This window comes from uncultured Algibacter sp., assembly GCF_947487605.1.
Taxonomy (GTDB): domain Bacteria; phylum Bacteroidota; class Bacteroidia; order Flavobacteriales; family Flavobacteriaceae; genus Algibacter_D.
In genome coordinates this window covers 164,500-177,767 of sequence record NZ_CANKXK010000007.1, presented here as the reverse complement: position 1 = coordinate 177,767, position 13,268 = coordinate 164,500, and the positions used below count along the sequence as shown (strand labels likewise).

Annotated in this window: 11 protein-coding genes; all 11 read left to right on the top strand. The window is 33.9% G+C overall.

What is annotated here, in order from left to right:
* Positions 1-200: 200 nt before the first annotated feature.
* On the top strand, positions 201-1,073 hold the full coding sequence (locus tag Q0739_RS09930) for an SDR family oxidoreductase (RefSeq protein ID WP_366140788.1): 873 nt from the start codon (positions 201-203) through the stop codon (positions 1,071-1,073).
* Between the two features lie 23 nt (positions 1,074-1,096).
* Positions 1,097-2,278 carry a mannonate dehydratase gene (gene uxuA / locus Q0739_RS09925; protein ID WP_298238594.1) on the top strand — a complete coding sequence of 394 codons (1,182 nt, stop codon included), beginning with the start codon at positions 1,097-1,099 and terminating at the stop codon, positions 2,276-2,278.
* An 11-nt stretch (positions 2,279-2,289) separates the two neighbouring features.
* Positions 2,290-3,162 carry an inositol oxygenase family protein gene (locus Q0739_RS09920; protein ID WP_298238570.1) on the top strand — a complete coding sequence of 291 codons (873 nt, stop codon included), beginning with the start codon at positions 2,290-2,292 and terminating at the stop codon, positions 3,160-3,162.
* Positions 3,163-3,198: 36 nt separating this feature from the next.
* The gene (locus Q0739_RS09915) at positions 3,199-4,773 is read left to right on the top strand and encodes a solute:sodium symporter family transporter (RefSeq protein ID WP_298238569.1); all 1,575 of its coding nucleotides are present in this window, start codon (positions 3,199-3,201) and stop codon (positions 4,771-4,773) included.
* A gap of 12 nt (positions 4,774-4,785) precedes the next feature.
* The gene (uxaC, locus tag Q0739_RS09910; RefSeq protein WP_298238568.1) at positions 4,786-6,192 is read left to right on the top strand and encodes a glucuronate isomerase; all 1,407 of its coding nucleotides are present in this window, start codon (positions 4,786-4,788) and stop codon (positions 6,190-6,192) included.
* Between the two features lie 7 nt (positions 6,193-6,199).
* Positions 6,200-7,174, top strand: coding sequence for a TRAP transporter substrate-binding protein (locus tag Q0739_RS09905; RefSeq protein WP_298238567.1), 975 nt, complete (start codon positions 6,200-6,202; stop codon positions 7,172-7,174).
* 31 nt (positions 7,175-7,205) lie between these two features.
* Entirely contained in the window at positions 7,206-7,670 is a 465-nt protein-coding gene (locus Q0739_RS09900) for a TRAP transporter small permease (protein ID WP_298238566.1), read from the top strand.
* The gene (locus tag Q0739_RS09895; protein WP_298238565.1) at positions 7,670-8,965 is read left to right on the top strand and encodes a TRAP transporter large permease; all 1,296 of its coding nucleotides are present in this window, start codon (positions 7,670-7,672) and stop codon (positions 8,963-8,965) included. Before Q0739_RS09900 ends, Q0739_RS09895 begins: the two co-directional genes overlap by 1 nt.
* Before the next feature lie 8 nt (positions 8,966-8,973).
* On the top strand, positions 8,974-10,425 hold the full coding sequence (locus Q0739_RS09890) for a tagaturonate reductase (RefSeq protein WP_298238564.1): 1,452 nt from the start codon (positions 8,974-8,976) through the stop codon (positions 10,423-10,425).
* Positions 10,422-12,032: an altronate dehydratase family protein gene (locus Q0739_RS09885; RefSeq protein ID WP_298238563.1), complete on the top strand. Its 1,611-nt coding sequence runs from the start codon at positions 10,422-10,424 to the stop codon at positions 12,030-12,032. Before Q0739_RS09890 ends, Q0739_RS09885 begins: the two co-directional genes overlap by 4 nt.
* A gap of 101 nt (positions 12,033-12,133) precedes the next feature.
* Complete coding sequence (locus tag Q0739_RS09880; protein WP_298238562.1) at positions 12,134-13,063, top strand: glycoside hydrolase family 43 protein; 930 nt, start codon at positions 12,134-12,136, stop codon at positions 13,061-13,063.
* Positions 13,064-13,268: the final 205 nt, after the last annotated feature.

Genomic DNA, 13,268 nt, shown 5'->3' with positions numbered 1-13,268 from the left:
GAACACCTCAACTTGGAATGGACATTTTATTCAAAAATATGGATAAGAACATCTTTTTAGCTTAAAAAGGAATATTAATAACTCTAAAAAAAGTGTTCAAATTAATAGCATTTACCATGATGAATAAATAGGCTGAATGAAAAATATGTCCATGCTTTTGAATAAAATGTCCTTTTGTTGAAGCAGTACAAATAGTATCTTTGAAAGAACACTTTTCTTTAAGAAAACGTGACATTAATATTAAACCAAACAAACCATTAATGGATTTATTTAATATCGAAAATAAAGTAGCTGTAATTACAGGAGGAACTGGTGTTTTAGGAGGAAGTATTGCTGATAGCTTATCAAAATCGGGAGTCAAGATTGCTATTTTAGGAATAGATTCAGATGCTGTTAACAAAAAAGCATTATCTATAAGCAGTAAGGGAGGAACTGCTATAGGCATTGTTTGTAATGTTTTAAATAAAGAAGCATTACAAAATGCAAGAGACCAAATAATATCTAATTTTGGGCGCATTGATATTCTTTTAAACGTAGCAGGAGGCAATATGCCTGGAGCTACTATTGGAGAACATCAAACCATTTTTGATTTGAATATGGACGATTTTCAAAAAGTTACCGATTTAAACTTAAACGGAACCGTATTACCATCCCTTGTTTTTGGTGAAGTTATGGCAGCACAAAAAGAAGGTGTTATTATAAACTATTCCTCAATGTCTGTAGATCGTGTTTTAACTCGAGTTGTTGGGTATTCAGCTTCAAAAGCAGCTATGGAAAATTTTACACGTTGGATGGCTGTAGAGATGGCAACAAAATTTGGCAATAATATCCGTGTGAACGCCATTGCACCTGGTTTTTTTATTGGTAATCAAAACAGAGCGTTATTAACTAATGAAGATGGTTCTTATACTGAACGAGGTGAAACCATTATTAGAAACACCCCAATGAGACGTTTTGGGGATACCGAAGAGCTAAACGGTACTATTCACTTTTTATGCAGTAATGCAGCAAAATTTATTACAGGCACGGTAATTCCTATAGATGGCGGATTTAGTGCCTTTAGTGGCGTATAATTATAAAATTTTAATTCATGAAAATGCAACAAACTTGGCGATGGTACGGACCAAATGACCCTGTTTCTCTATCAGATATAAAACAAGCAGGTGCTACAGGCATTGTTTCTGCGTTACATCATATCCCTAACGGGGAAGTATGGACTATTGATGAAATCCATACACGCAAACAAACCATTGAAAATGCAGGTTTGGTATGGAGTGTTGTAGAATCCATCCCTGTACATGAAAATATTAAGACACAAACAGGCAATTATAAACTATATATAGAAAACTATAAAAAGAGTATAGAAAATTTAGCCACATGCGGTATCCATATTGTTTGCTACAACTTTATGCCTGTTTTGGATTGGACCAGAACATCTTTAGATTATGAGGTTGAAGATGGTTCGAGAGCATTACGTTTTGACACAACCGCTTTTGCTGCTTTTGAACTGCATCTTTTAAAAAGACCAAATGCAGAAGCTAGTTATTCACAAGCTCAAAGAAACAAAGCCAAAGCTTATTTTGATGCATTAACAAACGATGAAAAAACCAAACTTACTAATACAATTATTGCTGGTTTACCAGGAGCTGAAGAAGGTTATACACTTGAGCAGTTCCAATCTATTTTAGATACGTATTCACAAATTAACGCCAATAAACTAAAAGAACATCTAGTCTATTTTTTAAAAGAAATCATACCAACAGCCGAAGAGAACAAAGTACTCATGTGTATTCATCCAGACGACCCACCTTATCAAATACTAGGACTTCCAAGAGTAGTGAGTACGGAGCATGATTATGCCTATTTATTTCATCAAGTCCCGAGCAATAATAACGGAATGACATTTTGTACAGGAAGTTTGGGCGTAATTCCCGAAAATAATTTAGAACAAATCTTTAAACATTTTGCAGACCGAGTACATTTTATTCATTTAAGAAGTACAAAGCGAGATGCCCAAGGTAATTTTTATGAAGCTAATCATTTGGAAGGCGATGTAGATATGTACTCTATTGTAAAGGAAATTTTGGTAGAACAACATAAAAGACAACAATCTGGCAGATTGGATTACCATATCCCAATGCGACCAGACCATGGACATCAAATGCTTGATGATTTAAATAAAAAAACGAATCCAGGCTATTCGGGTATTGGAAGATTACGAGGTTTAGCCGAATTACGAGGATTAGAACTAGGAATTAGTAAATCATTATCACTTTAAAATTTTGAATTATGAAAAATGATACAAACTATAAAAACCCCATGCATGATATTGACGATTGGGAAGATAACTTAAAACAGCGTTACCCTGACCCGAATACTCCAGTAAAAGAAAAGGAAGCTTTTAGAAATTATGTTGATTCTGAACGTGTTGATACGGTTAGAGAATTTTACAGAATCAATCACATCAATCAAACTTATGATTTTGTATGTAAAAAGGAAAAAGAATTTTTAAAATTCGATAAAAAAGAAATGTCACTATGGGAAGCCGTAGATTTCCTAAACACTTTAGTTGATGATAGCGACCCCGATATTGATTTAGACCAGTTACAACATTTACTACAAACCTCTGAAGCTATTCGTGCCGACGGACATCCAGATTGGTTTGTGCTTACTGGATTTCTACATGATATTGGTAAAGTTTTATGTCTGTTTGACGAGCCACAATGGGCTGTTGTTGGAGATACCTTTCCTGTGGGTTGTCAATTTTCAGACACCATCGTGTATCCTGAATTTTTTAAGGAAAACGCAGATTATACCAACCCAAAATACAACACAAAGTATGGCGTGTATTCACCAAATTGTGGTTTAGATCATGTAAAAATGAGCTGGGGTCATGATGAGTATTTATATCAAATTTTAAAAGATTATTTACCAGAACCCGCTCTATACATTATAAGATATCATTCATTCTATGCACAACATCGAGAGGAAGCTTATACACATTTAATGAATGAAAAAGACATAGAAATGTTCGAATGGGTAAAAAAATTCAACCCTTACGATTTATACACCAAAGCACCTGTAAAACCAGATGTTAAAGCCCTAAAACCGTATTACGAAAAACTAGTAAAAAAATATTTGCCAGATGTATTAAAATTCTAATCCAACCATTACCAACTAAACAAACCACCTTTTGCAATGTTATATACTTATTTAGGCTTTTTCGGATTTACATTATTTGTAATATTCTATACAACTTACAAACTCCGAAAAGATAAATTCACAACCTCAAAAGGGTACTTTTTAGCTGGAAAAAGTTTAACAGGCCCTATTATTGCGGGGTCTATGATTTTAACCAACATCTCTACCGAACATTTAATTGGGATGAATGGGAGCTCCTATAAAAATGGGATTATTGTTATTGCTTGGGAAGTTACCTCTGCTATTGCCTTGGTTATTGCAGCTATATTTTTTATCCCAAAATTTATTAAAATGGGATTAACCACTATCCCTGAGTTTTTAGAAAAACGCTTTGATGGAGCCATTCGTTCTGTAGTTGCTTTTTTATTAATGTCTTCTTTTGTAATCACACTATTACCAATCGTTTTATATTCTGGAGCTATTAATATTGAAAGTGTATTCGACTTTTCTTATTTATTCAACATTTCAAAAGAACAATCCTTAATTTATACGGTACTTGTTATAGGTGTCATTGGTTCATTATATGCTATTTTCGGAGGACTAAAGGCTGTGGCGTATTCAGATTCTCTAAATGGTATTGGCTTGATGCTTGGAGGTCTATTAATTCCAGCCATTGCGCTGTATCAAATTGGAGATGGCGATATGTTTAGCGGCTTATCAACCGTATATAATTTTGCCCCCGACAAATTTGATATTATAGGAAAACCAGATTCTGTACTTCCATTTTCGGTGCTATTTACTGGATTAATGATAAATCAATTATACTTCTGGGGCATGAATCAAGCCATCATACAACGTGCTTTTGGTGCTAAAAATTTAGTTGAAGCCCAAAAAGGACTTATTTATACAGGGGTTTTAAAACTGTTTGTACCAGCAATCATAGTACTTCCAGGACTTATTGCATTTTACTATTTTCAAGATCAATTTTACGAAACACCAGATTTAATCTACCCCATGCTTGTTAAAAAAGTATTGCCAACATACTTATATGGATTTTTTGCGGCAGTTATTCTAGGCGCAGTACTTAGTACTTTTAATAGTGTTTTAAATTCTGCCAGCACCATTTTCTGTTTAGATATTTATAAAAAAATAATCGATAAAAATGCCTCAGATGCCAAATTGGTAAAATATGGTAAACTATCATCGGTCGTATTAGCCATAATTGCTATTGCTGTTGCACCCATGGTTGCTTATGCGCCAGATGGTTTATATATGTTGCTACAAGAGTTGAACGGTATATTTTTCATACCTATTTCATCAATCATAATTGCTGGAATATTTTTCAAACAGATTAATACCAAAGGCGCTAAAGCAGGTTTGTTTTTTGGATTTACCTTTTATATTTTAACCACATTTATCCTCGATTTAGACATTCACTTTGTGCATTTATGGGGTATAGAATTTGTGTTGAATTTCATCATTATGTTCCTGGTATCTAAAGTTTATCCTAGCACAGAAATTGAAACCTCCGAAGAAAAAGAAGATACAGAAATTAAATCATGGTCAAAAGTTAATGTTTCAGGATTTATACTGGTATTTTTAACCATATTGATATACGTACTACTATCATAAAAATATAACAAAATGAAAAACGCATTTATACATGATAATTTCTTATTAGAAAACAACTATGCAGAAACACTTTATCATGACTTTGCTAAACACCAGCCTATCATAGATTATCATAATCATTTATCTCCGAAAGAAATTGCAGATGATAAACAATTCAATAACATCACCGATGTTTGGATTAAAGGCGACCATTACAAATGGCGCGCTATGCGAACTTTAGGGATTGATGAACATTTTATTACAGGGCAAGCTTCAGATAAAGACAAATTTAAAAACTGGGCAAAAACAGTACCTTATACCATGCGAAACCCCTTGTTTCATTGGACGCATTTAGAATTAGCGCGCTATTTTGACATCTATGATATGCTCAATGAAGCTTCTGCAGAAAACATCTATAATGAAACTTCAGAAAAACTAAACACTAAAGTATATAGCTGTCAAAATTTATTAAAAACAGTAAATGCCGAAGTGGTTTGTACTACAGAAGACCCTACCGATACTTTAGAGCATCATAGAACAATAGCAAAAAGTGATTTTAGTGTTAAAGTAAGCACATCATTTCGTCCAGATAAGGCCATTTTAATTGCTAATGAAGGTTACAACGACTATATAAATGCATTGGGGAAATCGGCTGATATCAACATAAATTCTTTTACAGATTTATGTGATGCCTTAAAAGCACGCATTGCCTATTTTAATGCCTATGGCTGTAAATTATCAGACCACGGATTAAATCAAATGTCTTTTGAATCCTTTACAGCATCTGAAATTGAACAGATTTTTCAGAAGAAAAGAAATAACAAAACCATTAGTACTACTGAAGCTGAAAAGTTTCAATGTGCGACCCTCCTATTTTTAGCCGAAACCTATCATGATTTTGGTTGGATTCAGCAGTTTCATTTAGGCGCACTTCGCAATAACAATAAGCGAATGCTAACTGCCTTAGGACCTGATACGGGTTGGGATTCTATTGGTGATTATTCGCAAGCACATAAGTTATCAAACTTTTTAAATGCATTAGATAGTAAAGATAAGTTAACAAAAACCATATTGTATAACTTGAATCCTGCCGATAATGAAGTGTTAGCAACCATGATTGGTAATTTTAACGATGGAAAAATTAAAGGCAAAGTACAATTTGGCTCTGGGTGGTGGTTTCTAGACCAAAAAGACGGCATCATTAAACAACTTAACGCCTTATCTAACATGAGTTTAATAAGCTGCTTTATTGGCATGCTTACCGATTCCCGAAGCTTCTTATCGTTTCCCAGACATGAATATTTTCGTCGTATTCTTTGTAACCTTTTAGGCGATGAAATTAAACGTGGAGAACTACCAAATGATATGGAATGGATTGGGAATATGGTAGCAGATATATGTTACAATAATGCTAAATCTTATTTTGATTTTAAACTATAAACACACCATGAAGAAGCCTTTAATACTCATATTATGCCTAACGGTTTTATTAAATACTTGCAATACAGCAAGTGAAAAAACATCGATAAAGCTTGCACATGGTTTAGATATTAGTCACCCCGTACATAAAGCTATGGTATTTATGGCTGATGATTTAAAACAACGCTCTAATGGAACAATGTCTATTGAAATTTACCCAAGCCAACAATTAGGTACAGAGCGTCAATGTTTAGAACTGCTTCAAATAGGAAGCTTGGGTATGACGAAGGTTTCGGCATCTGTTATGGAAAATTTTTCACCAAGTATGAAAGTTTTTGGAATACCTTTCTTATTTAGAGATAAGGCACACACTTTTCAAGTTTTAGATGGAGACATCGGTAAAGAATTATTAGATAGTGGAAAAAAGTATTGGTTAAAAGGCTTGGGCTATTACGACTCTGGAAGCCGAAGTTTTTATACTAAAGAACAACCCATAACATCTCCAGAAGATTTAAAAGGTTTAAAAATAAGAGTTCAGGAAAGCGTAACCGCTATGGATATGATACGCAATTTAGGTGGCTCACCAACTCCCATTTCTTGGGGAGAACTCTATACATCCTTACAACAAGGTGTTGTTGATGGTGCCGAAAACAATCCCCCTAGTTTTTATTTATCTAGGCATTACGAGGTTTGTAAATTCTATGCTTTAGATGAACACACCACCATTCCTGATGTTTTAATAATGGGAACGTATTTATGGAATAGTTTAAATAAACAACAGCAACACTGGTTACAAGCCTCTGTTGATGCCTCTATAAAACACCAAAGGAAGCTTTGGGCGGTTGCAGAGAAAGAAGCTTTGGAAGAAGTAGAAAAAGCAGGTGTAACGATTAGCAGACCAGATAAATCTAAATTTAAAGATAGAGTAGAAAATAGTTATAAAATATTTAATGAAGATCCTCTTTTAGCCGATTTAATAAGTAGAATACAGGCTACAAATTAGTTGAAGTTTTTAATTGATAATTAAAAAACCCATGGAAATACGACATAAAATTGATAAAATTTTAGGAAACACATTGGTAGTCATCATGTCCATCATGGTGCTTAATGTACTTTGGCAGGTGTTTACACGCTTTGTTGTAGGAACGCCCAGTTCTTTTACAGATGAATTAGCTCGATTTTTAATGATTTGGGTGGGTGTTTTGGGAGCTGCCTACATTTCTGGAAGACGTATGCATGTTGCCATTGACTTACTACCCATGCGATTAAACAAGGACGGACAACACAAACTAAAGGTTTTTGTAAACGTTATTATCATTATATTTTGTTTGGCCGCTTTTATTATTGGCGGATTTAGGCTAGTGTATATCACCTATACTTTAGAGCAGTACTCCCCTGCCCTTCAAATACCTTTAGCAGCGGTATATTTAGTAATTCCCATAAGCGGAATACTTATCATTTTTTATAAAATTTCGGACATTATTAATAAACAAATCTAATGGAATATTTACCCATAATTGTACTTATAGTTAGCTTTTTAGGATTGTTATTAATTGGTGTTCCAGTAGCATGGAGTATCGCTATTTCATCATTATTAACTATGCTGGCGAGTATTCCAGCATTACCAGCATTAACTACAGTTTCTCAAAGAATAGGCACAGGATTAGATAGTTTTGCATTATTAGCCATACCCTTTTTTGTGCTCTCTGGGCAACTTATGAATAAAGGAGGAATTGCTCATAGATTAATAGCATTTGCAAAAACATTGGTTGGCGCTTTACCAGGAGGTTTAGCGCTCATCAATGTTATAGCTGCCATGTTAATGGGTGCTATTGCAGGGTCTGCCATGGCATCGGCATCGGCTATGGGAAGCATCTTAGGTCCAGAAATGGAAAAAGAAGGTTATTCTAAAGAGTTTGGGGCAGCCGTTAATATTACTTCTGCTACTACAGGGCTTATTATTCCTCCAAGTAATATTTTAATTGTCTATTCTTTGGCAAGTGGTGGTGTATCCATAGCCGCTTTATTTTTAGCAGGCTATATCCCAGGAATCTTAACAGGTTTACTCTTGATGATTGTTGCATCAGTTTGGGCAAAAAAGAAAAACTATAAAGTTGGTAAGCGTAGTTCTTTTAAAGAAATATTTAAAACTTTTGTTGATGCTTTTCCTAGTTTAATGCTCCTAGTTGTAGTTATTGGCGGTATTGTGGTTGGTATTTTTACTGCAACCGAAGCTTCAGCCATTGCGGTATTATATACACTTATTTTAGCCTTTTGGTATAAAGAAATATCGGTAAAAAACTTACCTCAAATCTTATTGGATTCTTGTGGTACTACGGCTATTGTCATGCTTTTAATTGGAGCATCTATGAGTATGTCTTGGGTAATGAGTTATGAAAATATTCCTCAAGATATTAGTAATCTATTATTGGGTTTAAGCGATAATACTATTGTCATTCTATTAATTATCAACTTGCTACTACTTTTTGTAGGTATCTTTATGGACATGACACCAGCAGTACTCATATTCACACCCATATTTTTACCCATCATCACAAAACTAGGGATGGATCCTATTCAATTCGGCATCATCATGGTACTTAATCTTTGTATAGGACTATGTACTCCTCCTGTCGGTTCGGTGCTCTTTGTAGGTGTTGGTATTGCTAACACCACCATAGAAAAAGTGGTAAAACCGCTCTTACCTTTGTTTATAGCCATGGTAGTTTCCTTGTTTTTAGTAACCTATTTTCCACAATTATCTTTATGGCTCCCTAGCCTATTCGATTTATAATAGTAAATATGAAAAAATTAAACAGAACAAATTATAACGTTAACACAAAACTTCCCATAAAAGTATTGCAATTTGGTGAAGGTAATTTTTTAAGAGCCTTTGTAAATTACGCTGTTCAAGAATTAAACGATACCCAAAATTTTAACGCAGGTGTAGCGGTTGTACAGCCTATTGAACATGGTATGGTGAACATGCTTAACAACCAAGATGGACTATATACCCTTTTTTTAAAAGGTGTAGAAAAAGGTGAAGAAATCCAAGAAAAACAAGTTATTACTAATATTGTTAAAGGCATCAATCCGTATAAAAACTTTCAAGACTATATCAATTTAGCAAAGGAAGACACTTTAGAATTTGTAATTTCTAATACCACTGAAGCAGGTATCTCGTACATTGAAACCGATACGCTCAATATGGAACCTCCAAGTTCTTTTCCTGCTAAACTAACCGTATTTCTATATAAACGATTTAAACATTTTAAAGGCAACTCATCCAAAGGATTAACCATCATCCCTTGCGAACTCATCAATTACAACGCCGATACATTAAAGGAGATTATTTTAAAATATTGCAAACTTTGGAATTTAGAAGCTGATTTTAGTAAATGGATTATCAATCATAATAGTTTCCATAATACTTTAGTTGATAGAATTGTACCTGGTTATCCTAAAGATGATATTGAAAGTTATAACAAGCAACTTGATTACCAAGACAATCTTATTGTATCTGCCGAAACATTTTTCCTTTGGGTTATTGAAGGCGATGAAACGTTAAGCAAAAAGTTACCATTTAACAAAACCAAACTTCAGGTAAAAATTGTTGAAGATATGCAACCCTACAGAAGCAGAAAAGTGAGAATATTAAATGGTGCCCATACAGCTCTTGTTCCCTTTTCCATGCTTTACGGAAATACAACGGTTAAAGAATCTATAGATAATAATTTTACTGGTAGCTTTATAAAAGATACCGTTTTCAAAGAGATTATTGAAACCTTAGATTTAGATAAAAACGAGCTTGAAGCTTTCGCCGAAGACGTTTTTGACCGTTTTAGAAACCCATTTGTAAAACACTTATTGGCAAGTATAGCCTTAAATACCGTTTCAAAGTTTAAAGTACGTGTATTACCAAGTTTACTGGGTTATGTTGAAAAATTCAATAAACTCCCTGTAAATCTTACGTTTTCCTTAGCATGTTTAATCCGTTTTTATAAAGGAGATTGGAAAGACAATTCTTTACCTATAAACGATGCTGAAAATGTTGTTGCCTTTTTTAATGATGTTTGGAAGGATCCAGATTATCATTCCATTGCCCAAAACGTTTTAAGCAATACTGACTTTTGGGGTTCAGATTTGAATCAAATAGTAAACTTAACAGATGGTATCACTCATGCTTTGAAAGAAATTGATACTAATGGAATTGAAAAAGGATATGATAATTTTCGTAAAAGCTTCCAATCATGAAAAGAAATACACCACTTATAAAAATACATGAGAAAGATAATGTAGCCGTAGCCATGAGAACTTTAGAGGCAAATGAGCAAATTGTATTTCAAAATGAGACCATAACAATTCAATCAAAAACCAAAGAAAAGCATAAAATAGCATTGGTTACTTTTCAAAAAAATGACCCTATATTTATGTATGGTGTTTTAGTTGGAAAGGCGAATACGCAGGTTATTAAAGGGGATGTTTTAACAACTGAAAACGTCATCCATCAAAGTGGGAAAGTATCTGGAAAAATCGAAAAATTTAGCTGGACACCACCAAATGTTGAAAAATGGGCGAATAAAACCTTTATGGGTTATCATAGAGCTGACGGGCAAGTAGGAACCACTAATACCTGGTTGTTTTTTCCGTTAGTATTTTGTGAGAATAAAAATATTGAAAGATTAAAAGACATTTTTGAAAAAGAACTATTAAAAACCAAAGAAGATAAAAATAGACTGTTGCTCCGATCATTAATTAATAGTAATGATAACAACGATGCACATGAGGTTTCACAAAATGTTTTTGATAATGTTGACGTAAAATTTATCACGCATCAAAGTGGCTGTGGTGGCATTAGGCAAGACGCCGAAAGTTTAGCAAAACTATTGGCAGGTTATGTAAACAACCCCAATGTTGCAGGTGTTACGGTATTAAGCTTAGGTTGCCAAAACCTTCAAATCAAAATATTTGAAGATGCCTTGCATGCTATAAACCCCAATAATAAAAAACCTGTTTTGATTTTTGAACAACAAAAATTGGGTACTATCGATAACATGCTACAGCAGGTTATTAAACAATCGTTTGAAGGTATAAAGGAAGCCAACTCTATTCAACGTAAACCGGCACCACTATCAAAATTAGCCATTGGTTTAGAATGTGGAGGTTCTGATGGGTTTTCAGGCATTTCTGCTAACCCAACTCTTGGTAAGGTGTCCGATTATTTGGTAGCTCTTGGAGGTACAGCCATTTTGTCTGAATTTCCAGAATTATGTGGTGTAGAACAAGAATTATTAAATAGATGCCTTAACGATGCAGATGGTGAGCGGTTTTTAAGTTTGATGAAAGCTTATGAAACTTCTGTCGTTAATGCGGGTTCTGGTTTTGATATGAATCCGTCTCCTGGCAACATTAAGGATGGCCTGATTACCGATGCTATGAAATCTGCAGGGGCTGCAAAAAAAGGTGGTACCTCAGGAGTTGTTGATGTTTTAGATTATGGCGAATACATTTCAAAAAACGGCTTAAATCTATTATGTACTCCTGGAAATGACGTTGAAAGCACTACAGCCATGGTAGGGTCTGGTGCCAATTTAGTATTATTTACCACAGGACTAGGAACACCAACTGGGAACCCCATAACACCTGTTATCAAAGTATCATCAAATTCAGATTTAGCGAATAAAATGAATGATATTATTGATTTTGATACTGGTGATATCATTACAGGAGATAAAACAATTGATGACAAAGCAGAAGAATTATTAAACTATATTATTGAAGTTGCCAGTGGTACTAAAACAAAAGCAATGGTATTGAATCAAGATGATTTTATTCCTTGGAAACGAGGTGTATCCCTTTAATTATACCATTTATAAAATAGTTTAAGTCAAAAATTAAAAAACATCATAGTTAGATGTAACACCAATAATTAGAATTAATCATTGTATAAAAACTGATAGATATGTATAAAAAATCACTAATCGTATTAATGCTAATCACTTTGATTGGCTGTTCACAAAAAGAAGAAGAGGTCTATCTCTTTTCTTTCTTTAAAGATAATGGGCAAGATGGACTACATCTAGCCTCAAGTATGGATGGTTTAAAATGGTCTGCACTTAATGATAATAAGTCCTTCTTAACTCCAGAGGTAGGAGAAGATAAATTGATGCGCGACCCATGCATAATTAAAGGAGAGGATGATAAATTTCATATGGTCTGGACAACTGGTTGGACAGATAATGGTATTGGTTATGCAAATTCCACAGATTTAATTCATTGGTCTGAGCAGAAATTTATTCCTGTTATGGCTCATGAGCCAAATGTTATGAATTGTTGGGCTCCAGAAATATTTTATGACGAAACTACCAAGCAATATGCTATTTTTTGGGCTAGTACGATTCCTGGCAGGTTTCCAAAATCATTTCACCCTAAAGGGCGTAATCACAGAATGTATTATACGACTACAAAAGATTTTATTGACTTTACTGAGGCAAAACTATTATATGACAAAGGGTTTACTGTCATTGATTCTCATATTAAAAAAGATGGTGAACGCTATATCATGTTTTTAAAGAATGAAGTCAACCACGATACATTGCATAAAGATATTCATATTGCTACAAGTAAAGAACTTTTGGGCAATTATTCTGAACCTTCAGAAGCCATCACCCCACATTGGACAGAAGGTCCTACTTGTATTAAAATAGATGGTGAATGGGTGGTATATTTTGATATGTACGAAGACCATAAAATGGGTGCTGTAAAATCACCAGATTTAAAAAACTGGACTGATATCACCGAAACACTTGATTTCCCAGAAGGTACCAGACATGGAACCGTTTTTAAGGTAAAGCAAAGTGTTCTTGATAATATTTTATCTCAAAAAAATTAATTCACCATTAAGAGCTGTAATCTTTACTAACTTGATAGATTAGTAATACTAATTAACTCTTGACCATTAAGCTTTAAACTAAAAGTATAAAATGGATTGAATGGGGTAATGTGGGTTTATTAAACTGACACCTCATTACAGTATATCAAAACATAAATACTTCTCAAGATATCATACTAAAACAGAATCAATTTATGTAAATAAA